This window comes from Aeromonas sp. S12(2024), assembly GCF_041402305.1.
GTDB classification, from domain to species: domain Bacteria; phylum Pseudomonadota; class Gammaproteobacteria; order Enterobacterales; family Aeromonadaceae; genus Aeromonas; species Aeromonas veronii.
In genome coordinates this window covers 15994-42414 of sequence record NZ_JBGLRB010000006.1, presented here as the reverse complement: position 1 = coordinate 42414, position 26421 = coordinate 15994, and the positions used below count along the sequence as shown (strand labels likewise).

The 26421-nt window shown below is 60.1% G+C and carries 21 protein-coding genes, 9 tRNA genes and 1 pseudogene; 7 read left to right on the top strand and 24 right to left on the bottom strand.

Annotated elements, in window-relative coordinates:
• Positions 1–98 precede the first annotated feature (98 nt).
• The 8 genes from nifJ to pnuC all read right to left on the bottom strand — a co-directional run bounded on the left by nifJ (position 99) and on the right by pnuC (position 9751).
• Positions 99–3641: a pyruvate:ferredoxin (flavodoxin) oxidoreductase gene (gene nifJ / locus ACB035_RS07730; RefSeq protein ID WP_371167003.1), complete on the bottom strand. Its 3543-nt coding sequence runs from the start codon at positions 3639–3641 to the stop codon at positions 99–101.
• A gap of 228 nt (positions 3642–3869) precedes the next feature.
• On the bottom strand, positions 3870–5510 hold the full coding sequence (locus ACB035_RS07725) for an alpha-glucosidase (RefSeq protein WP_371167002.1): 1641 nt from the start codon (positions 5508–5510) through the stop codon (positions 3870–3872).
• Between the two features lie 200 nt (positions 5511–5710).
• Positions 5711–6091: a DUF1622 domain-containing protein gene (locus ACB035_RS07720; protein WP_270658955.1), complete on the bottom strand. Its 381-nt coding sequence runs from the start codon at positions 6089–6091 to the stop codon at positions 5711–5713.
• Between the two features lie 61 nt (positions 6092–6152).
• Positions 6153–7073 (bottom strand): alpha/beta hydrolase, encoded by a 921-nt coding sequence (locus tag ACB035_RS07715; RefSeq protein ID WP_371167001.1) that lies wholly within the window; start codon positions 7071–7073, stop codon positions 6153–6155.
• Positions 7074–7159: 86 nt separating this feature from the next.
• Positions 7160–7486, bottom strand: a complete 327-nt coding sequence (yqfB, locus tag ACB035_RS07710; RefSeq protein WP_371167000.1) for a N(4)-acetylcytidine aminohydrolase — start codon at positions 7484–7486, stop codon at positions 7160–7162.
• Between the two features lie 42 nt (positions 7487–7528).
• Entirely contained in the window at positions 7529–8200 is a 672-nt protein-coding gene (locus ACB035_RS07705; protein WP_371166999.1) for a Crp/Fnr family transcriptional regulator, read from the bottom strand.
• 105 nt (positions 8201–8305) lie between these two features.
• On the bottom strand, positions 8306–9031 hold the full coding sequence (locus tag ACB035_RS07700) for a nucleoside phosphorylase (protein ID WP_371166998.1): 726 nt from the start codon (positions 9029–9031) through the stop codon (positions 8306–8308).
• A gap of 3 nt (positions 9032–9034) precedes the next feature.
• Positions 9035–9751, bottom strand: coding sequence for a nicotinamide riboside transporter PnuC (pnuC, locus tag ACB035_RS07695; RefSeq protein ID WP_005353925.1), 717 nt, complete (start codon positions 9749–9751; stop codon positions 9035–9037).
• 263 nt (positions 9752–10014) lie between these two features.
• Here pnuC and ACB035_RS07690 point away from each other — a divergent pair, with 263 nt between their 5' ends.
• Positions 10015–11847 carry an SLC13 family permease gene (locus tag ACB035_RS07690; protein ID WP_129503495.1) on the top strand — a complete coding sequence of 611 codons (1833 nt, stop codon included), beginning with the start codon at positions 10015–10017 and terminating at the stop codon, positions 11845–11847.
• A 217-nt stretch (positions 11848–12064) separates the two neighbouring features.
• On the opposite strand, the gene ACB035_RS07685 is transcribed toward ACB035_RS07690, so the two are convergent.
• From ACB035_RS07685 to lolB, 15 genes and pseudogenes are all read right to left on the bottom strand, one after another.
• Positions 12065–12148: transfer RNA gene (locus ACB035_RS07685), tRNA-Leu, on the bottom strand.
• 8 nt (positions 12149–12156) lie between these two features.
• Positions 12157–12233 (bottom strand) — tRNA-Met (locus ACB035_RS07680).
• 39 nt (positions 12234–12272) lie between these two features.
• Positions 12273–12347: transfer RNA gene (locus ACB035_RS07675), tRNA-Gln, on the bottom strand.
• 10 nt (positions 12348–12357) lie between these two features.
• Positions 12358–12434, bottom strand: a tRNA-Met gene (locus ACB035_RS07670).
• A gap of 39 nt (positions 12435–12473) precedes the next feature.
• Positions 12474–12548: transfer RNA gene (locus tag ACB035_RS07665), tRNA-Gln, on the bottom strand.
• Between the two features lie 46 nt (positions 12549–12594).
• A tRNA-Gln gene (locus ACB035_RS07660) sits at positions 12595–12669 on the bottom strand.
• 46 nt (positions 12670–12715) lie between these two features.
• A tRNA-Gln gene (locus ACB035_RS07655) sits at positions 12716–12790 on the bottom strand.
• 8 nt (positions 12791–12798) lie between these two features.
• Positions 12799–12875: transfer RNA gene (locus ACB035_RS07650), tRNA-Met, on the bottom strand.
• A 234-nt stretch (positions 12876–13109) separates the two neighbouring features.
• Positions 13110–14201: a redox-regulated ATPase YchF gene (gene ychF / locus ACB035_RS07645; protein ID WP_005353921.1), complete on the bottom strand. Its 1092-nt coding sequence runs from the start codon at positions 14199–14201 to the stop codon at positions 13110–13112.
• Between the two features lie 116 nt (positions 14202–14317).
• Positions 14318–14914 carry an aminoacyl-tRNA hydrolase gene (gene pth / locus ACB035_RS07640; RefSeq protein WP_371166997.1) on the bottom strand — a complete coding sequence of 199 codons (597 nt, stop codon included), beginning with the start codon at positions 14912–14914 and terminating at the stop codon, positions 14318–14320.
• 218 nt (positions 14915–15132) lie between these two features.
• The gene (locus ACB035_RS07635; protein ID WP_371166996.1) at positions 15133–17121 is read right to left on the bottom strand and encodes a bifunctional UDP-sugar hydrolase/5'-nucleotidase; all 1989 of its coding nucleotides are present in this window, start codon (positions 17119–17121) and stop codon (positions 15133–15135) included.
• A gap of 116 nt (positions 17122–17237) precedes the next feature.
• Positions 17238–18185, bottom strand: a complete 948-nt coding sequence (locus ACB035_RS07630) for a ribose-phosphate pyrophosphokinase (protein WP_005343846.1) — start codon at positions 18183–18185, stop codon at positions 17238–17240.
• Positions 18186–18377: 192 nt separating this feature from the next.
• Positions 18378–18452, bottom strand: a tRNA-Gln gene (locus ACB035_RS07625).
• A pseudogene (gene ispE, locus ACB035_RS07620) lies at positions 18432–19302 on the bottom strand (4-(cytidine 5'-diphospho)-2-C-methyl-D-erythritol kinase). Before ispE ends, ACB035_RS07625 begins: the two are co-directional and overlap by 21 nt.
• Positions 19302–19880 carry a lipoprotein insertase outer membrane protein LolB gene (lolB, locus tag ACB035_RS07615; RefSeq protein WP_069526375.1) on the bottom strand — a complete coding sequence of 193 codons (579 nt, stop codon included), beginning with the start codon at positions 19878–19880 and terminating at the stop codon, positions 19302–19304. The pseudogene ispE and the gene lolB overlap by 1 nt, the downstream one beginning before the upstream one ends.
• Before the next feature lie 126 nt (positions 19881–20006).
• On the opposite strand from lolB, the gene hemA reads away from it, so the two are divergent.
• The 6 genes from hemA to kdsA all read left to right on the top strand — a co-directional run bounded on the left by hemA (position 20007) and on the right by kdsA (position 25524).
• Positions 20007–21266: a glutamyl-tRNA reductase gene (hemA, locus tag ACB035_RS07610; RefSeq protein WP_005362209.1), complete on the top strand. Its 1260-nt coding sequence runs from the start codon at positions 20007–20009 to the stop codon at positions 21264–21266.
• Positions 21267–21317: 51 nt separating this feature from the next.
• Positions 21318–22406 (top strand): peptide chain release factor 1, encoded by a 1089-nt coding sequence (gene prfA / locus ACB035_RS07605; protein WP_005353897.1) that lies wholly within the window; start codon positions 21318–21320, stop codon positions 22404–22406.
• Between the two features lie 61 nt (positions 22407–22467).
• Positions 22468–23319 carry a peptide chain release factor N(5)-glutamine methyltransferase gene (prmC, locus tag ACB035_RS07600; protein WP_371166995.1) on the top strand — a complete coding sequence of 284 codons (852 nt, stop codon included), beginning with the start codon at positions 22468–22470 and terminating at the stop codon, positions 23317–23319.
• A gap of 56 nt (positions 23320–23375) precedes the next feature.
• Positions 23376–23759, top strand: coding sequence for a SirB2 family protein (locus tag ACB035_RS07595; RefSeq protein WP_005334939.1), 384 nt, complete (start codon positions 23376–23378; stop codon positions 23757–23759).
• Between the two features lie 12 nt (positions 23760–23771).
• Entirely contained in the window at positions 23772–24572 is an 801-nt protein-coding gene (locus tag ACB035_RS07590) for a SirB1 family protein (protein ID WP_005334938.1), read from the top strand.
• 97 nt (positions 24573–24669) lie between these two features.
• Entirely contained in the window at positions 24670–25524 is an 855-nt protein-coding gene (kdsA, locus tag ACB035_RS07585) for a 3-deoxy-8-phosphooctulonate synthase (RefSeq protein ID WP_005334937.1), read from the top strand.
• 150 nt (positions 25525–25674) lie between these two features.
• Here kdsA and grcA read toward each other — a convergent pair whose 3' ends face one another.
• Entirely contained in the window at positions 25675–26055 is a 381-nt protein-coding gene (gene grcA, locus ACB035_RS07580; RefSeq protein ID WP_005334936.1) for an autonomous glycyl radical cofactor GrcA, read from the bottom strand.
• Positions 26056–26421: the final 366 nt, after the last annotated feature.

Here is a 26421-nt window from a genome sequence, read left to right as displayed (position 1 = left end):
GGCTCACCATAGATAGCATCAGGGCTCCCCGCGGGGAGCCCTGATCGTTATTTGGCGAATATAGAGTGGCTGCTGCCATCAAGCCATGCGTGAGTTACTCATGCCGCCGGACCCTCCTTGCCCGCCAGTTGGCTCAGCCAGGCGAAGCGGCGATTGGCCTCCTGCTCCGCCTCTTGATAGAGCTGGCTGGCCACTTCCGGTAGCTGGCGTTCCAGCCGCTGGAAGCGGGGCTCATGGCTCAAGGTTTCGGCCAGCGAGGCATTGGGGGCCCGTGAGTCGAGTGCCAGCGGCAGTTTGCCCTCGTCAGCGCGGCGCGGATCGAAGCGGTAGAGGGGCCAGAAGCCGGTTGCGGTCAGCAGCTTCATCTGCTCATGGCTCTCGGCCATGTCGTAGCCATGCTCCTCGCAGGGGCTGTAGGCGATGATGAGCGAGGGGCCCGGGTAGGCTTCCGCCTCCTGAATTGCCTTCACCGTCTGGTTCATCTGGGCGCCGAGGGAGATCTGCGCCACATAGACGTGGCCATACATCATCACGCTGGCGCCGAGATCCTTGCGTGCCTTGCGTTTGCCCTGCTCGCCAAACTTGGTGATGGCACCGAGTGGCGTCGCCTTCGACTGCTGGCCACCGGTGTTGGAGTAGCACTGGGTATCGAGCACCAGCACATTGATGTTCTCCCCCAGACTCAGCACATGGTCGAGCCCGCCAAAGCCGATGTCGTAGGCCCAGCCGTCACCACCGATGAGCCAGACCGACTTCTCCACCAGATAGTCCGCATTGCGAGCCAGCTCTTGGGCTGCCGGGATCTGGCTCTCCTGCAGCAGCGCTCGCAACTGCTGGATATGGGCCCGCTGCTTGGAAACCGGCAGGGTGGCATCGCCGAGCGCCTCGCGCAGCGCTGCCGGGATGGTGTCGCCCAGGCTCGCCAGCAGACGGCGCACCCGCTCCCTGTGCTGATCGACGGTGAGACGGAAGCCCAGTCCGAACTCGGCGTTGTCTTCAAACAGCGAGTTGGCCCAGGCCGGCCCGCGCCCCTCGGCGTTGGTGGTGTAAGGGGTGGTAGGCAGGTTGCCGCCATAAATGGACGAGCAGCCGGTGGCGTTGGCAATCAGCAGCCGATCGCCATAGAGCTGGGTCAGCAACTTGATATAGGGGGTCTCGCCACAGCCGGAGCAGGCGCCCGAGTATTCAAACAGCGGCGAGATGAGCTGGGAGGTGCGGATGTCGATACGCTCCAGCTGCTCGGCGCTGCGCTCTGGCAGGTCGAGGAAGAAGTCGTAGTTGGCTTTCTGCTCGTCGAGGTGATCGAGCCGTGAAGCCATATTGATCGCCTTGCGATCCGGGTTGCTGCGATCCTTGGCCGGGCACACCTCGACGCAGAGATTGCAGCCGGTGCAATCCTCCGGCGCCACCTGCAGCACGTACTGCTGGCCGCGCATGTCACGGGATTTCACATCCAGCGCATCAAGAGTGGCGGGAGCTGCGGCCAGCGCATCCGGTTCCACCACCTTGGCGCGAATGGCCGAGTGGGGACAGGCGGCGACGCAGTAGTTGCACTGGGTACAGAGCTCCGCCTCCCAGATGGGGATCTCCTTGGCGATATTGCGCTTCTCCCAGCGGGTGGTGCCGACCGGCCAGGTGCCATCCGGCGGGAAGGCGGAGACCGGCAGGCTGTCACCCAGCCCTGCCAGCATGGCGGCGGTGACGGTCTGGACAAAATCGGGGGCCTTGGCCGAAACCACCGGTGGGCGCGGCCGGCTGGCGGGATCCAGTTCGCCAAGTGGCACCCGGGTCAGAGCGGCGCAGGTTGCCTCCAGTGCCTGCCAGTTGCGTTCGACCAGTGTCTGCCCCTTGCTGCCATAGCTGGTGGCGATGGCTTGCTTCAGCAGGCTGGTCGCCTCTGCGGGAGGAATGATGGCGCTGAGCTGGAAGAAGGCCATCTGCATCACGGTATTGATGCGGTTACCGAGCTGGCAGTCGCGGGCAATTTTGGCGGCGTTGATGATGTAGAAGCGCGCCTCTTTTTCGCGCAGGGCGTGCTGCACCTCGCTGGGGAGGCGCTGCCAGATCTCCGCTTCGCTGTAGGGGGTGTTGAGCAGGAAGATTCCACCCGCTTTCAAGCGCTCCGCCATCCGGTACTTGTCGACAAACTGCCACTGATGGCAGCCGATAAAGTCCGCCTCTTCCACCAGATAGGCCGATTGGAGCGGCCGCTCGCCCACCCGCAGGTGAGAGACGGTGAGGCCGCCTGCCTTCTTGGAGTCGTAGACGAAATAGCCCTGCGGATAGAGGTCGGTGTGGTTGCCGAGGATCTTGATGCTGTTCTTGGCCGCCGAGACGGTGCCATCGCTGCCAAGGCCGTAGAAGAGCGCTTCCAGCTTGTGTTGCTGGCTGTGGATGGGGCTTTGCGAATCCAGCGTGGGCAGCGGTAGCGAGAGGCCTGTGATGTCATCGAAGATGCCGACGGTAAAGCGCGGACGCGGGTTCTCCTGCGCCAGTTCAGCAAACACCGCCAGTGCGCAAGCGGGGCCGAACTCTTTGGAGGAGAGGCCATAGCGACCGCCGATCACCCGCGGCAGGCTTGCCCGCTCGCCCCGGCTGACCGCTTCGGCCAGCGCCGTCATCACGTCGAGATAGAGGGGCTCGGCCTGTGCGCCCGGCTCCTTGGTGCGATCCAGCACGGCAATGGCGCGGGCACTCTCGGGAATCGCGGCTAACAGGTGCCCGGCCGAGAAGGGACGGAACAGCCGCACCTTCACCAGACCTACCTTCTCCCCTTGGGCCAGCAGGCGCTCGATCACCTCTTCACAGGTACCGATGGCCGAGCCCATCAGCACCACAATCCGCTCCGCCTGCGGGTGGCCGACATATTCAAACGGCCGGTAGTGGCGGCCGGTCTGCTTGCCAAAAGCCTGCATCGCCTCGCTCACATGACCATAGGCAGCGTCATACCAGGGGTTGCTCGCCTCCCGACACTGGAAGTAGGTGTCCGGGTTGGCTGCGGTGCCGCGAATGACCGGTTTGTCGGGGGTGAGCGCTCGGTCGCGATGGGCACGGATGGCATCTGCGGGTAGCAGGGCACGCAGGGTGTCGTCAGCGAGCGGCGCTATCTTGGCGATCTCGTGAGAGGTACGAAAGCCGTCGAAGAAGTGGATAAAGGGGAGGCGGCTGTTGAGGCTCGCTATCTGGGAGAGCAGGGCAAAGTCCTGCGCCTCCTGCACATTGCTGGCACAGAGCATGGCACAGCCGGTCTGGCGCACCGCCATCACGTCCGAGTGATCGCCAAAGATCGATAGCGCATGGGTCGCCACGGTGCGCGCCGCCACATGCAGTACGAAGGGGATGAGCTGACCCGCCAGCTTGTAGAGGTTGGGGATCATCAGCAGCAAACCCTGCGACGAGGTAAACGAGGTCGCCAGCGCGCCGGTCTGCAGGGCACCGTGGACGGCAGCGATGGCACCCCCTTCCGACTGCATTTCGACAACCCGAGGCACATCCCCCCACAGGTTCTTGCCCCGCTCGCTCGACCAGGCCGACGACTGCTCAGCCATGGCCGAGCTGGGGGTGATGGGGTAGATGGCGATGACTTCGCTGGTGCGGTACGCCACCGAGGCGACTGCGTTATTCCCGTCTGTGGTGATCATCTGTTTTCCACTTTGCTATGCCAGTTTGAAGACCGATAGTTGCATCGGCAATGGATAGGTCGCAGGCATAGTAAGAGGGGCAATGAGAGCGTATCAAACGGGATAAATAATCAATTAATAAGTCAGTAATAGTGGTTAATTTAATCCCGCCGAGTGGGTGCGTGATTTTCTGCTGGTAGGCGACGGATGGCGATTGACGGGCCATTGGCATGGCCCGTCAGCACGGGGTTAACCCTGCTCCACTTGCAGCCAGATGGCGCACTGATAAGGGGCGAAGAGCGGCAGTGATTCGCCTGGGTAATTGGCCAGCAGCAACCGCATCTTGTCTGTCACATTGTCGAAGTGGGGCATCGGCAAGGGGCTGGTCGTGAGATTGGCGAGCAGCAGCAGGGTGTGCCGCTCTCCGCTGGCCGGATCCTGCCAGTGGCGGCGATAGCTGATGCGCTCGGGATCATCCCCATCCAGCAGCTCGAAATTGCCGTGGCGAACGACAGGGTGAGCCTTGCGCAGGGCGATGAGCTGGCGATAGCAGTGAAACGGGGAGTCGGGGTGGACCAGCTGCTCGGCGGCATTTATCTCGACGTGGTTGGCATTGAGGGCGATCCAGGGCGTGGCTGTGCTGAAACCGGCGTGGGGGTCGGCGTCCCACTGCATCGGGGTGCGGGCGTTATCGCGGCCGATGGCATCGAGCCGCCGACTCAGCTCGGCAGGATCCAGCCCTGACTGGCTGGCGCAGTAGTTGATCGCCTCCACATCGCGCAGCTCGCCCGGCTGCCAGTGGCGGTTGGTCATGGCGAGCTCCTCCCCCTGATAGATGAAGGGAGTGCCCTGCATCATGTGCAGCACCATGGCCCACAGCTTGGCGCTGGTTTCCCGCCACTCAGGCCTGTCATCGCCAAAGCGGGAGACGGCGCGGGGCAGGTCGTGGTTGCCGAGAAACAGGCTGTTCCAGCCACGCCCGTGCAGCCCTTGCTGGTGGCGGGCCATGGCTCGCTTGAAGGCGAGGGGGTCGAAGCGGGATGACCACTTGTCACTGCCGAGCCCCAGATGCTCGAAGTTGAACACCATGCTGAACTCGCTGCCATCGTGGTTCGAATAGTTCTGCATATGGGCGAGATCGGCCCCCCAGGTTTCCCCCACCGTGATGATCCCCCTGCCGCCGAAGCTCGCGGCATTGAGCTCGCGGATATAGTCGTGCAGGTGCGGGCCGTTGCTCATGGCCAGTCGGTCCCACTCCTTGCTCACCATGTCGATCACATCGAAGCGAAACCCCTTGATCCCTTTGCCCAGCCAGAAGTTGATCACCGCCGCCATTTCGGCCCGCACCGCCGGGTTGTCCCAGTCCAGATCGGCCTGACTGGGATCGAAGTTGTGCAGGTAGTAGCGATCAAGCGCTGGCACATACTGCCAGCCGCTGCCGCCAAAAATCGAGGTAATGGGGTGAGCATCGACAAAGGCTTGATCCCGGAATACGTAATAACCCTGATAACGGGGATCCCCGGCCAGTGCCTTCATAAACCACTCGTGCTCGGTAGAGGTGTGGTTGGCGACGATATCCATCATGATGCCGATGCCGTGAGCGGCCGCTTCGGCTATCAGCTGCTCCATCTCGGTCAGGGTACCGAAGGCGGGGTCGATGGCACGGTAGTCCGCCACATCGTAGCCGTTGTCCCGCTTGGGGGAGCGATAGATGGGGGTGAGCCAGAGCATATCGACCCCGAGGGTGGCCAGATAGTCGAGGCGCTGACGGATGCCGTTGATATCGCCCATGCCGTCGCCATCGCTGTCCTGAAAACTCATGGGGTAGATCTGGTAGATGACACAGCTATCGAGGTCGATATCGGGCGTGTGAAGGGAGTGCGTATTCATCAGCTTGGCCGGTTGGGGGAGAAGATTTTCTATCTTACGCAGATGAACGGGTACTCGACAGGGCAGGGGAAACCTTGAAAAGGGTTCCATTATTGGCTGATTGCCAAAAGTGCGGGAAGGGTCACAAAGGTGCCATCCCGGGCCACGGCTGTAGTCGGGATGGCACGGCACTTAGCGTTGATGCTATGCAGGAATACTGGTTATTGAGCAGCCTTGGCCTGCTCGCTGCGCTGCTCCTGCTGGTGTTCCGCTTGTGCCTCCAGCTCCTTGCCGAGGAAGTAGTTCAGGAAGGTGCGGATCACCGCGATGATGGCGAGGCGGATCAGCTCCTCCTTGCTCGGTGCGACCGTGGTGGCCAGGATGTCGGCGGCGAGCTGGAACTCCAAAGCCAGAATGAGCCAGCTGCCAAAGCAGAGACGAATGCGCGGAAAGCCGGGCTGGTGATCCCGCACCCGCGCCGCCAGCCAGAGGGTTTTGCCAAGCCCTATCACCACACAGGCGATGGAGATGATCTCCAGCAGCAGCTGGAACAGCTCGACCCCGAGCATCATCCCCTCTTTCAGGCTTGCTATCTCAAACACTCGGGTCACCTCCCTGATTCAAAAGAGGACACTATTAACACATCGCTCGGCAAAGGCCAAATCAGAGCCTTCTAATGAGTTGTGAGAGCTGTTCAATGAGCTGACGCGCCGCGGGGCTGACTCCGGCCAGTTGGAAGAAGCCGTGTATCACACCCAGTTGCCGCTGACAGGTAGCCGTGACACCGGCTTGCAGCAGTTTGCGATAGAAGGCTTCCCCCTCATCGCGCAGCGGATCATATTCCGCCGTTACGATATGGGTCGGCGGTAATCCTGACAGGTCCGGATGGTGGAGAGGGCTGGCTTCGGGGTGAGTGACGGGCTGCTCCCCCAGATAGGCGTGAAAACCGCTTAAGAGCATGTCGCGGGTGATGAGGTAGTCATCCCCTAGCTGCCGATAGCTGTCACTGTCGCCCGCAGCATCGAGCATCGGATAGATGAGCAGTTGGGCGGCAGGCAAGGGGGCGCCTCGCTCCTTGAGTCGCAAGGTGGTGATCAGGGCGAGGTGGCCGCCAGCACTGTCGCCCGCAAGGACAACCCGCGCCGGATCCCCATGCCATTTCTCCACATCGGCCATGATGGCGAGCGTAGCAGCCAGTGCGTCGTCGTGTGCTGCAGGATAGGTGTGCTCAGGGGCAAGGCGGGTATGTACCGCGAACACCAGTGCTTCGGCGCGATTGCACAGCATGCGCATCTGGCGGTCGTGAGTGTCGAACTCGCCGCTGACAAAACAGCCGCCATGAAAGTAGATCAGGGCCGGACGGCTTGCGCTTGAGGTTGGTGCTGGTTGATAGAGGCGAACGGAATAATGGCCATTTTGCCACTCTTCGACAGCGCCAACCTCCTCCCGTTCACCACCCAATATGGCTGAAGCAAGATAGCCTTCACGCCGCTCCTGCCAGCTCAGGCTGCTCGCCTTGGGGCGGCCTGCTGCAATGAACTCTGCCACCATGGCCGCAATAGCCGGTTCAAGTTGTCTATCCATAACGCACCAATGACTGTATATAAAAACAGTTATTTGCGCTTTTAGCCAGAGAGCGCAACCGGCGTTAGCTGAGGCAGCTCACAAAATCAGGCTTCAATCAGCACGAATTCAATCACATAGAGCGGCGGCAGAGCGGGGTAGATCTCGCGGATCACCTGTTTGAGCTCGGGGAGGGTCATGTTCTCCTGACGGGCGTGCTCGTCATTCAGTTCATCGAAGGCGACCGCCTTGACCGAGAGCACCTCTATGGTGCCAAAGGGCTGGTGTTCCGGGTTGGTGAACAGCGCCAGACGTTGGCCGGGCTGCCAGTTGGCCTCGCTCTCGTCGCGGATGGTGATGGTCTTGCGGCCCGCCTGAATGTCGGCAACGAAGCGGCTGAAGAAGGTGAATTCGGGATAGGAATGAGCAGACATGGTGACTCCTGACTGGGTGAATCGAAATGAGGTGAATGGAAATCAAAGATCGAGATAGGCGCGCAGCTTGGCCAGATCGGCGATAACGGGGCCGTCACTGCTGTCGGCAATTATGCCCTGTTCGACCAGCTCCTTGAGGGCGCGGCGGTAAACCCGCTCGGTGGTGCCGAAGCGCGCCGCCTCATGGGCCCGCTTGCGCGATCCCAGCATCGGAGTGCGCTGGCGCTCACGCCATAGCTCATAGGCGATGTTGTAGGCGATGGGGTGGAGCAGCCGGCTGGTGGTGATCTCCAGCGTATCGAGATAGTCGCTGGCAAGCGCCGCAGCGAAAAAGAGGGTCAACTCAGGTTCTGCCAGCAGGCGCTGGGCTAGTTTGTTGGCGCAGATGACTCGGGCATCCAGCTCGGTCTCGGCCACCACGTTCCACTGTACCGGGGTTGCGCTGAAGAACTCCATCTCGCCGAAGATTTGGCTGTGGCACTCAATTTCGCCAAGCTGGAAGCGGCGGCCAGAGTGTACCGTGCTGTTGAGGGAGACCCGGCCATGTTCGACCAGATAGAGCTGCTCGCTCTGCTCCCCCTGCCGCATGATCAATTCGCCCGGTAGGTAACGGCGCAGAAACAGGGTGCAGGCGTCGAGCGCCGCGGCAAAGCGGGGTTCAAGCTGCTGGAGTTCGGCGTGAAAACGGCCGAGGGGGTAGGGCTGTTGCTGCATGACTTGCCTGTCGCACCGGATGACGAGGGCCATGAGGCTAGCAAGAGTGCGGGCCGGATACCAGCCCGCACGGTAGCGGATGTGCCGCAGTTAACGGTTTGCGGTTTATTGCACCAGAGCGTGGAGGGCGGCCGCGATGGCGTGTTGCTCACCGGCCATCATCGCCTGTTCGGCGCTGGCGTAATCCGCCACCCCTTGTTGCACATCCTGCTCGAACAGCACCACGTTGCAGAGCACGGCGGCGACCCGCACCTTGCGCAGGCGACCCACGGTCAGCAGGGAGGCGGTCTCCATGTCAGCGCCCAGTACGCCACGGGCATGCCAGTAGCGGCACATCTCCTGCTCATCATCTCGATAGAAGCTGTCGTGGGAGCGCACCAGCCCGTGCCAATGAGGCTGGCTGCCGGTTGCCACATGGTTGAGCAAGGCGGCCTGCAGCCAGATATCGGCGCAGGCGGGGTACTCGGCGGGCAGATAGGCCTGTGAGGCCCCCTCATTGCGAACCGCCCCTTCCACCACGATAAGGTCGCCGAGTCCGATGTCGTGTTGCAGGGCACCGGCGGAGCCGACCCGAATGAGCGAGCGGGCACCGGCTTGCACCAGCTCCTCCAGCGCTATGATGGCCGAGGCGCCGCCGATGCCGGTGCTGCAGACCGTGATGGGCAGCCCCTGATAGCGGCCGTTGATGAGGCGAAATTCCCGGTTTTGTCCCAGCACTTCACACTGTTCGAGCTGGCTGGCGATGCGATCGACCCGGGCCGGGTCGCCGCACAGTACCACCCGCTCGGCAATCTGGTCGGGGCGGCACTGCAGATGGGGTAACAGACTCATGGCTTACAGACCTTGTGGCTGGCGCTTGGCGGCAATCACCCAGAGGCGGGTGCCGTTGGCGGCGATAAACAGCAGGATCAGGTATTCGAGCGACATGGCGTAAACGCCCTGCGCGGCATAGACACCGATGCTGATGATGTTGATGACGACCCAGAGGATCCAGTTCTCCACGTATTTGCGGGTCATCAGGATCTGGGCGACCACCGAGAGCACCGTCATGCTGGCATCCCAGAACGGGAAGGCATCGGGGGAGGGCTCGGGGATGGCAAGGTTGGCACCAAACAGGTTGAGCAGGGAGACCGAGGTGCGCGCCAGGGTGGCGAAGACCGGGTCGATATAGCGGGTCAGCAGAGCGATGGCCAGCACGCTCACGGCGGCGGTCACCATCAGTTTGGATCTGCTGAGCCAGCGGATCTGCAGGGTATCCCCCTGATCGTTGGCCGGGCGGGTCCAGGCGTACCAGCCGTAGACGTTGGCGCAGAAGAAGAACAGCTGCAGCATCAACAGTCCGTAGAGCTGGATCTGGAAGAAGATGATGGCAAACAGGCTGACGTTGATCAGGCCAAACAGGTAGTTGATGGTTTTCTCCTGACTGGCGAACCAGATACAGGCCAGACCAAACAGGGTGCCGATGGCTTCAATCCATGACATGGCATAGCCGCCACCCAGCGGTATGGTCACTAGCGTGTTATTGATGCTGAACAGCTCGAATATGCTCATTTTCTGATCCTTGGACATGAGGGTTAGTATGCGAGGGCGCCATTCTAAGGGGTGAGGGGGAGGAGGGGCAGGACTTTTGTCCGCCCCGGGCTTGGCCCATATCAAAGAAATCGCCGCTGCTGCCCGGTTATTCCAGCAGTGATGGGTTATGGGGCCCCGGCGGGCCGGACTTTATTGATATGTAGCAAGATGATAGCGCCATGGCTGTGGTCTGATAGAGTCCACTCTCCGGGAGGAGAATCACGTGATAAAAGGAGGTTGTATTGAATTCCGAGCTTGTCTGGGTGCTCTGTCTGCTGGCTGGCGCCATCTATCTCTTCATGACCAACAAGGTGCGCATGGACGTGGTCGCCCTGGGCGTGGTCATCCTGTTTGTGCTGAGCGGCACCCTCACCCTGCCAGAGGCGCTGGCGGGCTTTAGCGATCCCAACGTCATTCTGATTGCCGCCCTGTTTGTGGTGGGTGAGGGGCTGGTGCGTACCGGCATCGCTTATCAGGTGGGGGATGCATTGGTGAAGGTGGCGGGCAGCAGCGAGACCAAGCTGCTGGTGCTGCTGATGGTGGCGGTGGCGAGTCTGGGGGCTGTGATGAGCAGCACCGGAGTGGTGGCCATCTTTATCCCGGTGGTGCTGAGTGTGGCGAACCGGATGGGGATCCCGGCCGGTCGCCTGATGATGCCCCTCGGTTTTGCCGGGCTGATCAGCGGCATGATGACGCTGGTGGCCACGCCCCCCAACATGGTGGTCAACAGCGAGCTGATGCGCCACGGCATACATGGTTTCGGGTTCTTCGATTTCACCCCCATGGGCGTGCTGATCCTGGGGCTGGGCATCCTCTACATGCTGCTGGTGCGCGGCTCCCTGGTGGGCGAAGGGGAAGAGGGCAAAGGCAAGCCGGCCGGGCGCCGCACCCTGCGCGATCTGATCCGAGACTACCGATTGGCCGGTCGGGCCCGTCGTCTGGCGCTGCGGCCTGACTCCCCGCTGATTGGTCACACCCTGGACGAGCTGCAACTACGCGCCCGTTATGGTGCCCACGTCATCGGGGTGGAGCGCTGGCGCAAGTTCCGCCGGGTGATGGTGCCGGTGTCGGGGATCAGTGAATTTCAGGCCAAGGATGTGCTGCTGATCGACATGTCAGATCCCGAGGTGGATGTGCGGGCGTTTTGCAGCGAGGCACGGCTCGAACCCATGATCCTGCGCGGGGAGTACTTCTCCGATCAGGCGCGGGAGGTAGGGATGGCCGAGGTGTCGCTGATCCCCGAGTCCAAGCTGCTGGGTAAAAGCGTGCGTGAGGTGACCTTCCGCTCCAGCTATGGTCTGAGCGTGGTGGGGCTGCGCCGCGATGGTGAGGCACTGGCAGGCAAGCTGGTGGACGAGCCGTTGCAGATGGGGGATACCCTGCTGGTGGTGGGCAACTGGAGCCATATCAGACAGTTGCAGACCCATAGCCGCGACTTTCTGCTGATGGGGCTGCCCGCTGAAGTGGACGAGATGGCCCCCGCCCGCAGTCAGGCCATTCATGCCCTCTTCTGTCTTGGAGTGATGATCCTGCTGATGGTGACCGATCCGGTGCCCAACGTGATTGCCGCGCTGATCGCCTGTCTGCTGATGGGCAAGTTTCGCTGCATCGACATGGAGAGTGCCTACAAGTCGATCCACTGGCCGACCCTGATCCTCATCGTCGGTATGCTCCCCTTTGCGCTGGCGCTGCAAAAAACCGGCGGGGTGGACCTGATCGTCGGTGGCCTGATCAATGCGGTGGGGGAGATGGGGCCAAGGGTGATGCTGGCCAGTCTTTTTGCTCTCTGCGCCGTGATCGGTTTGTTCATCTCCAACACGGCGACGGCGGTATTGATGGCGCCGATTGCCTTGGGCACGGCGCAGCAGATGGGAGTCTCGCCCTATCCGTTTGCCATGACCATTGCCATCGCCGCCTCGGCCGCTTTTATGACGCCGGTCTCGTCACCGGTGAATACTCTGGTGCTGGGGCCGGGCAACTACAAGTTTGCCGATTTTATCCGTATCGGGGTGCCATTCACCCTGTTGGTGATGGCGGTGAGCGTGGTAGCGATCCCCTGGTTCTTCCCGTTCTGATAACCGGGATGATGAATGTGTGCACCAGCGGCCTGCGGGCCGCTTTTTTATGGCCGGGATACAAGAGTGGCAAGGCGTGATCGGAATCAGTGAAGAGTGCGTGGACGGGAATTAACGTGGAGCCGGGTTAATAGAGGAGCGAGAGAAAAACCGGGGAGAGGCAAATTTCAGATACAAAAAAACCAGCGTGAGCTGGTCTGTTTGGTACTGCTATTAATGGTGCGGAAGGAGAGACTCGAACTCTCACGCCTAGGGCGCCAGAACCTAAATCTGGTGCGTCTACCAATTTCGCCACTTCCGCAATATTAATGGTGGCTATGACGGGATTCGAACCTGTGACCCCCGCATTATGAGTGCGATGCTCTAACCAACTGAGCTACATAGCCGTTTGTTATCGACCACTGATGTGGAAGAGAACAGAAAAATGGCTGGGGTACTAGGATTCGAACCTAGGGATGGCGAGATCAAAACCCGCTGCCTTACCGCTTGGCGATACCCCAACAGAAATAATGGTGGCTATGACGGGATTCGAACCTGTGACCCCCGCATTATGAGTGCGATGCTCTAACCAACTGAGCTACATAGCCGTTTGTTATCGACCACTGATGTGGAAGAGAACAGAAAAATGGCTGGGGTACTAGGATTCGAACCTAGGGATGGCGAGATCAAAACCCGCTGCCTTACCGCTTGGCGATACCCCAACAGCGCTCCTCAACAGTCATGAGACTGGCAAAGAACTTTTAAAAATGGCTGGGGTACTAGGATTCGAACCTAGGGATGGCGAGATCAAAACCCGCTGCCTTACCGCTTGGCGATACCCCAACAGCGCTCCTCAACAGTCGCGAGACTGGCAAAGAACTTTTAAAAATGGCTGGGGTACTAGGATTCGAACCTAGGGATGGCGAGATCAAAACCCGCTGCCTTACCGCTTGGCGATACCCCAACTAGAGATGGTGGCTATGACGGGATTCGAACCTGTGACCCCCGCATTATGAGTGCGATGCTCTAACCAACTGAGCTACATAGCCAACCTTGCTTCCGGTGAGTCGTTACCTCGTCACCGTGCGGGCCGAATTATGCGTATCTGGCTCTGGGGCGTCAACCCTTTTTTTGCCAGAAAAACGCAATTTGAGTGCGTTTGACCAGTTATTGGTCTCTGTTGCGCAAAAGCCCAACAATCTGCTTTTTTTTAAGACATTGCCATGATTGCCCGGGCAATGGCTGATAAAAAACAGGCCAGCAAATGCTGGCCTGTCATGGGATTAGACGTTGAACAGGAAGTTCATGATATCGCCATCTTTGACGATGTAATCTTTCCCTTCAGCGCGCATCTTGCCCGCTTCCTTGGCGCCTTGCTCACCCTTGTAGTTGATAAAGTCTTCAAAGGCGATGGTTTGGGCGCGAATAAAGCCTTTTTCAAAGTCAGTGTGGATCTTGCCAGCCGCTTGCGGGGCGGTGGCACCGACCGGAATAGTCCAGGCGCGTACCTCTTTCACACCGGCGGTGAAGTAGGTCTGCAGGTTGAGCAGCTGGTAGCCGGAGCGGATAACGCGGTTCAGGCCCGGCTCTTCGATGCCCAGGTCAGCCATGAACTCGGCGCGATCTTCATCGTCCAGTTCGGCGATGTCGGCTTCGATGGCGCAGCAGACCACGACCACGACCGCGTTCTCTGCGGCGGCGATTTCACGCACCTTGTCCAGATAGGGATTGTTCTCGAAACCATCTTCCGCCACGTTGGCGATATACATGGTGGGTTTCAGGGTCAGGAAGTTGAGGTGGCTCACGGCGGCCAGCTCTTCTTTATCCAGCTTCATGCCGCGGATCATCTGGCCGTTTTCCAGCGCAACCTTGATCTTCTCAAGCACTTCCACTTCCAGCTTGGCATCCTTGTCGCCGCCTTTGGCGCGCTTGGACTGACGGTGAATGGCGCGCTCGCAGGCGTCCAGATCCGACAGGGCCAGCTCGGTGTTGATCACTTCGATATCGTCAGCGGGAGAGACCTTGCCGGCAACGTGAATGATGTTCTCGTCATCGAAGCAGCGCACTACGTGGCCGATCGCTTCGGTTTCACGGATATTGGCCAGGAACTGGTTACCCAGACCTTCACCCTTGGAGGCACCGGCAACCAGACCAGCGATGTCGACGAATTCCATGGTGGTCGGTACAACGCGCTGCGGATTGATGATGGCAGCCAGCTGATCGAGGCGGGGATCCGGCATCGGCACCACACCGGTGTTCGGCTCGATGGTGCAGAACGGGAAGTTGGCGGCTTCGATACCGGCCTTGGTCAGCGCGTTGAACAGGGTGGATTTGCCTACATTGGGCAGGCCCACGATACCGCATTTAAAACCCATGGATTGTTACCTTACTTGATGGATGCTGTTGGGGGTCGCCCGCAGGCGGCCCATGTCATGCTTGTTCTGGTCGTTGCTCATGTACCGGCACAATGCCCGTACAGGGTCAAACCGACCTAACCCTTTTCAGCCTTGAAGCTGTGCAAGCGATTCATGGCCTTGGTCATATCTTGTTTGAACAGGATGTCGGTGGCGCGCAGGGACTCGTCCAGCGCGGCGTCGATCAGGTTCTGTTCACTGCTGGGGGCCTTGGTCAGGACGAAGCCAGCCACCAGCTCTTTGCTGCCGGGATGGCCGATCCCGAGACGCAGCCGGAAGAAGTTATTGTTGTTGCCCATCTTGGCGATGATGTCCTTGAGGCCGTTATGGCCACCGTGACCACCACCCTGCTTGAACTTGGCGATGCCTGGCGGCAGATCCAGTTCGTCATGGGCCACCAGCATCGCTTCCGGCTCAATCTGATAAAAACGCGCCAGTGCGGCCACCGCCTTGCCAGAGAGGTTCATATAGGTGTTCGGGATGAGCAGCCGCACATCCTGCCCCTCGACCAGGATGCGGGCAGTATGGCCGAAGAACTTGGGTTCTTCACGCAGGCTGACATTGTGCCAGCGGGCCAGTTGCTCCACATACCAGGCGCCCGCGTTGTGGCGGGTCTTGGCATATTCCGGGCCGGGGTTGCCCAGTCCGACGATCAGTTTGATTTCGCTTGTCACGCTTGATGTCTTCACTCGCAGCTGCCGTGGGCACACTACCCAGGGCAATAGGACGCAATATTCTAGCCGCCGAGTGGCGATCACTCAACCAATGCGCATGTTATGGCGGGATTTGCAGCATTATTGCGGCCAATGGGTGGCTAACGGTGGGCAAACGGACCTCTTGCAAGAGGCCCGTTTCAGTTGAGCGATGGATTGTGCCCGGTTGACTACCGTCGTTATTTGGCACGCAGCAGGGTGACGGTCTCTTCATCCAGTGCGGTCAGGGTAGGACGGGCATCGCGCACATACTCCACGAAAGACGCTGCATCGGTGCCGCAATCCACGCCGCTGGCTTTGCAATCGAGGGGCTGGCCCGGGGCATAGACGGCGCCGAGCAGTTCACCGTTTTGTGCCACCTTCAGCACCGGGAAGGCGGTCAACTTGCCATTGACGCTGGCGATATCGACCCGCTCGCTCTGGTGGCGCTGGGCATTGGCCAGTGCCTGCCAGCCATCGTTACCGTTGGCGCTGTAGGCGTTCATCACCACCCGATAGCGCTGACTATCCACCAGATCCTGCCATTCGCCGCTTGCGGTCTTGCGCTGCAATTGGGTCAGGGTGCCCGCTTTGCCTGCGTCGGTCTCCTGGAAGGTGTAACGCAGGTGGCCGCCATAGGGGAACTTGCCGGCATGGGCGCTGGCGGGCAGGGTCGCGGTGATGGTCTCGGTCAGCAGGGCGCGTACCTCGGCGCCAGTCAGGGTCAGCACCGCGAGCTGGTTCTTGAATGGCAGCAGGGTGAGGGCGCTATCCCCCTCACGCCATTCGCCAGCAGGCAGGTCGGCGCGCACGCCGCCTACCGCCACCAGAGCGAAGTCGACCGGGCCGCCGGTCAGGGCTTGCACTGCTGGGGTATTGGCCCAGTAGAATTCCCCTTCGGCAACCAGCGGCGCTACATCTGAGCCGTGGCTGTCGCTGCCGTTGTCACCGGGACGACGGGCATTTTGCAGCTGCTCGGGGATGGTGCCGAGCACCGGGCCGTAGGCTTTCTCCAGCGCCGGTTTGTAGTGGCTGTCGATGATGCCGCGCAGGCGCGGATCTTCATCCACGGTCACCAGATTGGGCTGGTTGTCGACAAACTGGCTCGCCTCTTTGCTACGGGCGTCGTCGAGCGCCTGCTTGCGCGCCGCATCGGCGAAGAAGTCGCGGCTGGCCAGCAGGCTGTTGTGGCCCTGGCAGTCGGTCACCTGACCCTGGCTGTCAAAGGTCACCTGTGCCAGACCGATGGCCTGGGCATAGGAGCCTGCCTGCACCACGCAGGTTTTGCCGATGCCATCCGGATTGGTCACCAGCTTGGCGTAATCGCCGGTCTTGCCCCAGCCGATATTGCGAAAATCGCCCAGCAGGCTGTGGGAGTGGCCGCCGACGATGGCATCGAGGCCGTTTACCTTGGCGGCCAGCGCCAGATCCCGCTCGTTGCCGATGTGGGTGAGCGCCATGATCTGATGGATCCCCTTGGCTTGCAGCATGTCGACCGTGGCCTGAGCCGAGGCGACCTCCTTGCCAAAGCGCAGCTTGCCGACGTTGGGGGCGATATTGCCCATGTCTTCCAGTACCAGACCGATGACGGCGACCAGCTGTTTGCCTTGCGGCAGGTTGTCGAGATCGGTGACCGGACTCTTCTGGTTGCCGTCAAAGGCATAGACCACGAAGGGCTTGAGGTTGTCAGCCTTGCTAAGGGCCGGATCGGCCTTGGTGTCGAGGTTGGCGGCCAGCACCGGGAAGTTGACCCCCTCGATGAAGCGGGCCAGCTTCTGGTTATCCAGATCGAACTCGTGGTTGCCCAGCGCCATGGCATCGAGGCCGAACTGGCTCAGCAACTCGGCGTTGGCCATCCCCTCGTTGAGTTTGAAATAGCCACTGCCCTGCCAGGCATCGCCGCCGTGCAGCAGCAGCAAGGGCTGGTTCTTGGCCAGCGCATCGGCCTGATAGGCTTTCGCCATGGTCAGCAGGCGCGGATAACCGCCAAAGCGGGTATAGAGGGTGTCCGTCTCCCCCTGCTGGGCAAAAATCTGCCCTTTGATCTCGGCATTGACCGGATCAAACTGGGAGTGGGTGTCGTTCATGTGAGCCAGGGTCAGCACGAAGGGCGGGTTTTCTTTGACGGGCTGACAGGCGAACAGGGCGCAGGTGAGGGGCGCGAGCAGGAGGGGACGCAAGCAATTCATGGGTAAATCCTTAAGCCTGCCGGGGGCAGGGTCGTACCAGATAGCAGAAAGTTGGAAAGAGAAGGTCCAGAAAGACGAAAACCGCCTGATGGCGGTTTTCGTTATTGCTGAATCTATCAATGCTCAAACATGGCAGAGATGGACTCTTCGTTGCTGATGCGACGAATGGCTTCGGCCAGTACAGTTGACAGCGTCAGCTGCTTGACCTTGCCGACCGCTTTCATCTCCGCAGTGAGCGGGATGGAGTCGGTGATGATCAGTTCATCGATCACTGAGTTCTTGATGTTCTCGACGGCGGAACCGGAGAAGACCGGGTGAGTGGCGTAAGCGAATACACGCTTGGCACCGCGCTCTTTCAGGGCCTCTGCGGCTTTGCACAGGGTGCCGCCGGTGTCGATCATGTCATCAACGATGATGCAGTCGCGGCCGGCAACGTCACCGATCAGGTGCATGACCTGGGAGACGTTCGGGCGGGGACGGCGCTTGTCGATGATGGCGATGTCAGTGTCATCCAGCAGCTTGGCGATGGCGCGGGCACGCACGACGCCACCGATGTCCGGGGAGACAACGACAGGAGACTCGAGGTTCTTGGACTTCATGTCTTCCAGCAGCACCGGGCTACCGAACACGTTGTCTACCGGAACGTCGAAGAAACCTTGAATTTGCTCGGCATGCAGGTCAACAGTCAGCACGCGATCCACACCGACGCTGGAGAGGAAATCAGCGACAACCTTGGCGGTAATGGGTACACGGGCGGAGCGGACGCGGCGGTCCTGACGGGCATAACCAAAGTAGGGGATAACGGCAGTGATACGGCCAGCTGAAGCACGACGCAGAGCATCCACCATGACGATCAATTCCATCAAATTGTCGTTGGTCGGGGCACAGGTGGATTGAATGATGAAGATATCGCCACCACGTACATTCTCATTGATCTGTACGCTGATCTCGCCGTCGCTAAAGCGACCTACGGCAGCATTGCCGAGTTTGATAAACAGGCGATCTGCGATCTTCTGGGCTAGTTCCGGCGTTGCGTTACCAGCAAACAGCTTCATGTCAGGCACGGTTTGAAACCTCGGGGTTGCATCCAGTATGTGGGGGAGTCTGAAATCAGACCCTATCGTTTTGGGGCAAACGATTTATCAAGATAACGTACAAGGTGTCTGCTGCCCAATGAATGTGATGATACCGGTAACCCGAATCCGTGGCCGAGTGCAAAACCGGCCACGTTAATCATCAATACCGTTCGGTAAAATTGGCTGGGGTACTAGGATTCGAACCTAGGAATGGCGAGATCAAAACCCGCTGCCTTACCGCTTGGCGATACCCCAATCATTTGAACTGTTGCAATGTGGAGAAGAGAGGTGATATGTTCTCGCCCTTGGCGACAAACCCATCAAGTCCCTTCGGCACGCAGGCCAACACTTCCCGAGCAGTCACTTCGTCTTCAAATTGAGCAAAGACGCAGGCTCCTGTGCCCGTCATTCTTGACGGCGCGTATTCTAGCAACCAGCCGAGCGCATTGGCAACCTCGGGGTGGCGCTTTTTCACCAGTGATTCGCAATCGTTTTTCCACTCGCCTTCCAGCAGGTTGTCCAGCGCCATTTTAGGCGTGGCTCTCGGCAGCTCCGGATCCTGGAATACGGCCGCGGTCGCTACATGGCAATCGGGCTTGAGCACCAGATACCAGGCATCGGGCAGTTCGACCGGTTGCAGCCGCTCGCCCACTCCTTCGGCAAAGGCCGCCCGGCCACGGACAAAGACCGGCACATCGGCCCCCAGCTGGACGCCAAGCGCTGCCAGTTCATCTTCACTCAAACCCGCTTGCCAGAGGTGGTTAAGCGCCACCAGCGTGGTTGCTGCATCGGACGAACCGCCGCCAATACCGCCCCCCATGGGAAGCACTTTTTCCAGCCGGATATGGGCACCTTGCGGGCTCGGCAGGGTTGCTTGCAGCAGGCGTGCCGCCCGAATAATCAGATTCTGCTCATCCGGCACCCCGGGAATGGCCGGCGTCAGGGTGAGTGTGTCGCTATTCGGTATCACCTCAAACTCGAGCCAGTCGCTGTGGTTGAGGAAGATAAACAGGGTCTGCAGCTCGTGATAGCCATCGGGGCGACGGCCATTGACGTGTAGAAACAGGTTGAGTTTGGCCGGTGCCGGCCAGCGTGTGGAAGCCATTAACGTGCAAGAGTCCATTGGTTGATCTGAAGCTTGAGGCGGCTGTTCTGGCCGGTCATGGTCAGCTGGTGCGGCAGGCGGTAGCCATCCTGATCCCGATAATCGCCATAGACGATCTGCCACTGGCCGTCGCGCACGCTGGCCAGACTGCTGTCGGGGTTGAGTTCAAACTCCGCCTGACCTGGCAGCCCCTTGATCCACTCTGGCAATCCCGCAACCGGAATATTCCAGCCGGTCAGTTGATAGATGAGCGCTTCGGCATCCTGGCTCTGGTGGCGATTGCCGTCGCTGTCGAGCAGGGTGATCTCCCCCTTGCTGCGGGAGAGCTCCAGAATGCTGGTGCCAATCAGGCTGGTGAGGTTGAGGCGATAATCATCGCCATCCTGCTGCCAGTTGAGGCGGGCACTGCCCTTTTGCTGGGGGGTGATGATGGCCATCTTGCCGGATAGCTGCCAATGGGTCAGCTGCTCGAGACGGGCCCGCTCCTGGTTCCAGTTCACCTGGTCACGCTGGGGCTGGGTGGTGGCACAACCGGCCAGCAACAGCAGGCAGGTGAGGGTAAAAATACGTAGCAGCAAGGGACGGCTCCAGAGAGAGGAATTTGCCACAGTATACGGGGCGGCCGTATTGCTTTTAAAGACTTACCCTTTCTCGTACAATTGGCAGCCTTTGCACCCAGCGTATGAAATGATCGTCGCCCACTCATGAGTTTGCTTGCCCTCGGAATCAACCACAACACCGCCAGTGTCGCCTTGCGGGAACGGGTCGCCTTTGGCCCGGACTGCATCGATCGCGCCTTGCGTGAGCTGGTGAGCCAACCCGGTGTCAGCGAGGCGGTGATCGTCTCCACCTGCAACCGGACCGAACTCTATTGCAATCTGGAGGAGGAGCGGCAGGAGCAAGTGCTGCGCTGGCTGCAACAGTTCCACGGGCTGGACGCGGCCGAACTGGTCACTGCCATCTATCAGCATCACGATGAAGAGGCGGTGCGCCACTTGATGCGGGTGGCGTGCGGGCTCGATTCGCTGGTGCTGGGGGAGCCGCAGATCCTGGGGCAGATCAAGCAATCCTACGCTCATGCCCAGCAGGCGGAGTCGGTGAAGGGGGCGCTGGAGCGGCTGTTCCAGAAATCCTTCTCGGTGGCCAAACGGGTGCGTACCGATACCGAGATTGGCGCCAGTGCCGTGTCGGTGGCGTTTGCCGCCGTCAGCCTGGGTCGGCGGATCTTCTCCGATCTCTCCCAGACCAAGGTATTGCTGGTCGGGGCGGGGGAGACCATCGAACTGGTGGCCCGTCATCTGCGCGAGCAGAACGTCACCAAGATGATGGTGGCCAACCGCACCCTGCAGCGTGCCCAGACCCTGGCGGCCGAATTCGGTGCCCAGGTGATGACGCTCGAAGAGATCCCCGACTATCTGCACGAGGCGGATATTGTCATCAGCTCGACCGCCAGCCCACTGCCCATCATCGGCAAGGGGATGGTGGAGCGCGCGCTGAAGGCCCGCCGCTTCAAACCCATGTTTCTGGTGGATATTGCCGTGCCGCGCGACATCGAAGCCGAAGTCGATGAGCTCTCCGATGCCTATCTCTACACGGTGGATGATTTGCAGGGGATCATCGAGCAGAACCTCGAAACCCGTAAACGGGCTGCCGCACAGGCGGAAGTGATCGTGCAGGAAGAGCGCGACGAGTTTATGGGCTGGTATCGCGGCCAGAGCTCGGTCGACCTCATTCGCGATTACCGCCATCAGTCACAGCAAGTGGCTGATGAAGAGTTGCAACGGGCCCTGCTGGCATTGGCGCAGGGCGAGAGTGCCGAACAGGCGCTCAAGGCGATGGCCCATCGCCTCACCAACAAATTGATCCACGCGCCGACCCAGGCGTTGCGCCAGGCTGCCTCCCAGGGGGATCAGAGCGAGCTCTCCCGCTTGCGGCAGGCGCTGGGGTTGTCACAAGAGCCATAATTTTCGGGCAACCTGCCGGTTGTCCCGTCCTCCATTGAGAATGCAAGAGTTATGAATCCGTCACTGATCAGAAAGCTGGAAGGCCTCATCGAGCGCCACGAAGAAGTACAGGCCATGCTCGGCGAGCCGGATGTGGTCTCGGATCAGGATCGCTACCGCGCCCTGACCCGCGAATATGCCCAGCTGGAAGATATCGTTCACGCCTTCCAGCGTTACCGTCAGGCGCAGGATGATCTGGAGACCACCCAGATGATGCTGGAGGAGGATGATGCCGACCTGCGCGAGATGGCGCAGGAGGAGCTTCCGCTGGCCAAGGCCAATCTGGAGGCGCTGGAGCAGGAGCTGCAACTGATGTTGCTGCCCAAGGATCCCAAGGATGACAACAACTGCTATCTGGAGATCCGCGCCGGTGCCGGTGGCGACGAAGCGGCCATCTTTGCCGGTGACCTGTTCCGCATGTATTCACGGTTTGCCGAGCGTCAGGGCTGGCGCGTCTCCATCGTCAGCTGCAACGATGGTGAATACGGTGGCTACAAGGAGGTGATCGCCAAGATCGACGGCGAGCGCGTCTATGGCCGTCTCAAGTTTGAATCCGGTGGTCACCGGGTACAGCGGGTGCCGGAGACCGAATCTCAGGGCCGGGTGCACACCTCCGCCTGTACCGTCGCCGTGCTGCCGGAAGTGCCGGAAGCCGAGCAGATCGAGATCAACCCTTCCGACTTGAAGATCGATACCTTCCGCGCCTCCGGTGCCGGTGGTCAGCACGTCAACAAGACCGACTCGGCCATTCGCATCACCCACCTGCCGACCGGTCTGGTGGTGGAGTGTCAGGACGAGCGCTCTCAGCACAAGAACCGCGCCAAGGCAATGTCGGTGCTCTCCGCCCGTCTGCAAGCGGCCGAGGATGAGCGCCACCGCGCCGCCGAACAGAGCACCCGCCGCAATCTGGTGGGCTCCGGCGATCGCTCCGAGCGCATCCGTACCTACAACTACCCGCAGGGCCGCCTCTCCGAGCACCGCATCAACCTGACCCTCTACCGTCTCTCCGAAATTTTGGAAGGGGATCTGGACTGCGTCATCACGCCGCTGGTGCAGGAGTATCAGGCCGATCAGCTCGCCTCGCTGGCCGAGAACAACTGATGCAAATGGTGATCCGGCAAGCTCGCATTAAGTGTTGTGCCCATAAGGTGGAGTGGCACTGATGCAGATCCAGCAGGCCCGCGCCCATATCATGACTGTGCTGGCTGAGGGGGAATCCCCCCGCGCCGACGCCGATGTACTGCTCTGTCATCTGCTCGATTGCCGTCGCAGCTATCTGATGACCTGGCCCGAGCGTGAGCTGGATGCCGCCCAGCAGGCCACCTTGCAGAGGTGGCTGGCTCGTCGTCTCAATGGCGAACCCATCGCCCATCTGGTGGGCGAGCGGGAGTTCTGGTCGCTGCCCCTCAAGGTGAGCCCAGCGACTCTGATCCCGCGCCCCGATACCGAGGTGCTGGTCGAGCAGGCGCTGACCAGAATTCCGCAAGGGCCTTGCGCCGTGCTGGATCTCGGCACCGGCACCGGCGCCATCGCGCTGGCGCTCAAGTCCGAGCGGCCCGAGGTCGATGTGTGGGCGGTGGATCGGATGGCGGATGCCGCGGCGCTGGCCCGCGAGAACAGCGCCGCGCTGGGGTTACCCATCGAGGTGCGCGATGGCAGCTGGTTCGAGCCCCTTGGCGAGCCGGATCGCGACAATACGCCACGTTTTGCGGTGATTGTCTCCAATCCCCCCTATATTGATGGCGCCGATCCCCATCTCGAGCAGGGTGATGTACGCTTTGAGCCCCGCTCGGCGCTGGTTGCCGATGACGCCGGGCTGGCCGATATCCGCCACATCGTGGCCCATGCCCCCGCTTATCTGCTGACCGATGGCTGGTTGCTGCTGGAGCATGGCTGGGATCAGGGGAAGGCGGTGCGTCAGTTGCTGCGTGATGGCGGCTACCGCGAGGTAGCCACGGTGCGTGATTACGGGGATAACGACAGGGTGACGCTGGGCCTCTGCCCGCTGCGCTGACGGTTCCTCACTGTTACACGGCGGGTTGCCTGTGCGCCCCCATGCAAGGATTGAATATGGTTTTTGTGCTCAAACACCTGCACCTCACCCTGATTGCCGGGGCCGTGCTGATGTTTATGCTCCGCTTCTACTGGGTACAGACCGCCACTGGCCGAGCCTATAGCGCGCCGGTGATGAAGGTCAGCGGCTGGCTCAACGGTCTGGTGGTGCTCTCCGGCGTATTGCTCTGCATGGTGCTGGATCTCAACCCGCTCAATAACGGAACGCCCTGGCTCAGCGAGAAGCTGATGGCCATTCTGGTGCTGGTATTTCTGGCGGCGATGGCGCTGCGGCTGGCCAAAAGCAATCTGGTGCGCTGGTGCTCCTTTCTGGGGGCGCTCGGCTGGATCTACTTTATTGCCAAGTTGGCAGTGCTCAAACAGACGAGTGTGTTCGGCTAAGGCATGAAGAGAATGTTACACATAGACGAATGGACCGATTTCGAAGCCCACGACATCACCGAGCTGGCGTTGTCAGTCAGCGACGAGATTTATGGCTCGGTCGAGGAGGGGATGCGCGAGTTGAACCTGCTGGACGAGTGGCTGGATGAACAGATCGAAGAGGGCACCTGCGACGAGGTGCGCCAGCAGTTGCTGCAAGGCTTCTACCACAGCCTCGGTTTTCATGGCGACTGGCAGGACTATTTCTCTGCCAACAACTGTGACCTCAATCAGGTGCTGGTGCAGCGCAAGGGGATCCCGGTCAGTCTCGGCATCCTCATCATCCAGCTGGGGCGCAAGCTCGGGCTCGATGTGGAGGGGATCTGCTTCCCCGGCCACTTCCTGGTGAGCTTTGCCGGTGGCGAGGGGGAGGTCTATGTCGACCCCTTTACCGGCGACGAGCTGAGTCTGGCCCGCATCGAGCTGCTACTGCGCGGTGCGCTGGGGGACTTGGCGACCTTGACCCCCGACTACCTGCAGCCCTCCGGCCAGTGGGAGATCATCGAGCGGTTGCTCAACGTCAGCAAGGGGGCCCTGCTGCGGGAAGATCGTATGCCCGAGGCACTACGCTGCAGCGAGCTGTTGTTGCGGATGAAGCCCGGCGATCCGCTGGAGACGCGGGATCGCGGCTTTATCTACGAGCAGCTCGATTGCCCGCGCCAGGCCGCCGACGATTTTGAATATTTTATTGAACAATGCCCGGACGATCCGGTGGCCGATGTGCTGAAAGTGCAGCTGGCCGCGCTGGATCTGAGCCCCAAGCCCCTCCATTAAGGGCGGCTTGAAACTGAAACAGAAGAATATCAAGGCCGCTGCGTCCGGTCGCAACGGAGTAACTAGGCTTCAGGCCCTTTTATTAAGGATGTCTTAGATGGAACAGAAGAATATCAAGATCAACCAGATCGACGTTGCCAACGACAAACCGTTCGTGCTGTTTGGCGGCATGAACGTGCTGGAATCCCGCGACATGGCGATGGCGGTGTGCGAGAAGTACGTGGAAGTGACCAGCAAGCTGGGCATCCCGTTCGTGTTCAAGGCGAGCTGGGACAAGGCCAACCGCTCCTCCATCCACTCCTACCGCGGTCCGGGTCTGGAAGAGGGGATGAAGATTTTCCAGGAGCTGAAAGCGACCTTCGGCATGCCGGTCATCTCCGATCTGCACGAACCCCATCAGGCCAAGCCTGTTGCCGAGGTGGTGGACGTTATCCAGCTGCCCGCTTTCCTGGCGCGCCAGACTGATCTGGTGGAAGCCATGGCCCGCACCGGCAATGTTATCAACATCAAGAAGCCGCAGTTCCTGAGCCCAAGCCAGATGAAGAACATCACCGACAAGTTCGAGGAGTGCGGCAACGACCAGCTGATCCTGTGCGAGCGCGGTGCCAACTTCGGCTACGACAACCTGGTGGTGGACATGCTGGGTCTGGGCGTGATGAAGAAGAGCACCGGTGGCTATCCGGTGATCTTTGACGTGACCCACTCCCTGCAGTGCCGTGATCCGTTGGGGGCGGCCTCCGGTGGTCGTCGCGAGCAGGTGACCGAGCTGGCGCGTGCCGGCATGGCGGTCGGTCTGGCCGGTCTCTTTATCGAATCCCACCCGGATCCGAAAATTGCCCGCTGCGATGGCCCGAGTGCCCTGCCGCTGGAGAAGCTGGAAGGCTTCCTCAAACAGATGAAGGCCATCGATGACCTGATCAAGGGCTTCGAACCTCTCGATACCTCGGCCTGATCCCGACGCTGTCATGCCTGATGAAAATGCCCCGCAATGCGGGGTATTTTTTGATAAGGATGCGGTGACAAGCACGCATAAAAAAACGGCCGATTGGCCGTTTTTTTGTGCCGATACAGCGAGTATCAGCTCTTCACTGCAGGGCGCTGATTACAGGCTCTGGGTGAAAGTACGGGTAACCACGTCACGCTGCTGTTCCGGGGTCAGGGCGTTGAAACGCACTGCGTAGCCAGATACACGGATGGTCAGCTGCGGGTACTTCTCCGGGTTTTCGATAGCATCTTCCAGAGTTTCGCGACGCAGCACGTTGACGTTCAGGTGCTGGCCACCTTCAACAGCAGGTTCAGCCTGAACCGGCAGTTCGCGGTATTCGAACTGACCCAGGTCAGCCAGTTGCACTTCTTGATCGGCAGCGAAAGCATCGCCTTTGACGCAGATGCAGCGAGCTTGTTGCTTCTCTTCGTCCAGCAGCCAGAAAGAGTTCAGCAGAGCGGTGTTGGCGGCCTGGGTGATTTGAATGCCTTTGATCATGGTATGACTCCTCAATGGGAACGCGAATCCAACTGTAAGGAAATTACCCTGATGTATTTAAGCTACCGTCGATGGCGATGACTTAAAGGGCCCTTGCCTTACACCTTTTCTTTGATGGGGTCATATATACCACGGTGGTAATATTACCAAAATTGATCTAGATCAAGAAAATCCGACAAAGCGCCATTTCAATGGGATTAAATTCTTGAGTTGAATCAAAAATAGGTCATTTTTCTGATTTTGTAAGATATCCAAATTATGCATCTTTTATCTCGTTAATCTAGTAATTTAACTACATCTTTTTGGCTTTTTCTGAGGTTAATTGAGGGGTTGGCTACACTCAGCAAAAAAAGCGAGGAGAGTGCC

Coding starts and splice junctions, on each gene's coding strand:
- nifJ (WP_371167003.1), bottom strand. CDS start 3,641: ATGATCACCACAGACGGGAATAACGCAGTCGCCTCGGTGGCGTACCGC.
- ACB035_RS07725 (WP_371167002.1), bottom strand. CDS start 5,510: ATGAATACGCACTCCCTTCACACGCCCGATATCGACCTCGATAGCTGT.
- ACB035_RS07715 (WP_371167001.1), bottom strand. CDS start 7,073: ATGGATAGACAACTTGAACCGGCTATTGCGGCCATGGTGGCAGAGTTC.
- yqfB (WP_371167000.1), bottom strand. CDS start 7,486: ATGTCTGCTCATTCCTATCCCGAATTCACCTTCTTCAGCCGCTTCGTT.
- ACB035_RS07705 (WP_371166999.1), bottom strand. CDS start 8,200: ATGCAGCAACAGCCCTACCCCCTCGGCCGTTTTCACGCCGAACTCCAG.
- ACB035_RS07700 (WP_371166998.1), bottom strand. CDS start 9,031: ATGAGTCTGTTACCCCATCTGCAGTGCCGCCCCGACCAGATTGCCGAG.
- pnuC (WP_005353925.1), bottom strand. CDS start 9,751: ATGAGCATATTCGAGCTGTTCAGCATCAATAACACGCTAGTGACCATA.
- ychF (WP_005353921.1), bottom strand. CDS start 14,201: ATGGGTTTTAAATGCGGTATCGTGGGCCTGCCCAATGTAGGCAAATCC.
- ACB035_RS07635 (WP_371166996.1), bottom strand. CDS start 17,121: ATGAATTGCTTGCGTCCCCTCCTGCTCGCGCCCCTCACCTGCGCCCTG.
- hemA (WP_005362209.1), top strand. CDS start 20,007: ATGAGTTTGCTTGCCCTCGGAATCAACCACAACACCGCCAGTGTCGCC.
- prfA (WP_005353897.1), top strand. CDS start 21,318: ATGAATCCGTCACTGATCAGAAAGCTGGAAGGCCTCATCGAGCGCCAC.
- prmC (WP_371166995.1), top strand. CDS start 22,468: ATGCAGATCCAGCAGGCCCGCGCCCATATCATGACTGTGCTGGCTGAG.
- ACB035_RS07595 (WP_005334939.1), top strand. CDS start 23,376: ATGGTTTTTGTGCTCAAACACCTGCACCTCACCCTGATTGCCGGGGCC.
- ACB035_RS07590 (WP_005334938.1), top strand. CDS start 23,772: ATGTTACACATAGACGAATGGACCGATTTCGAAGCCCACGACATCACC.
- kdsA (WP_005334937.1), top strand. CDS start 24,670: ATGGAACAGAAGAATATCAAGATCAACCAGATCGACGTTGCCAACGAC.
- grcA (WP_005334936.1), bottom strand. CDS start 26,055: ATGATCAAAGGCATTCAAATCACCCAGGCCGCCAACACCGCTCTGCTG.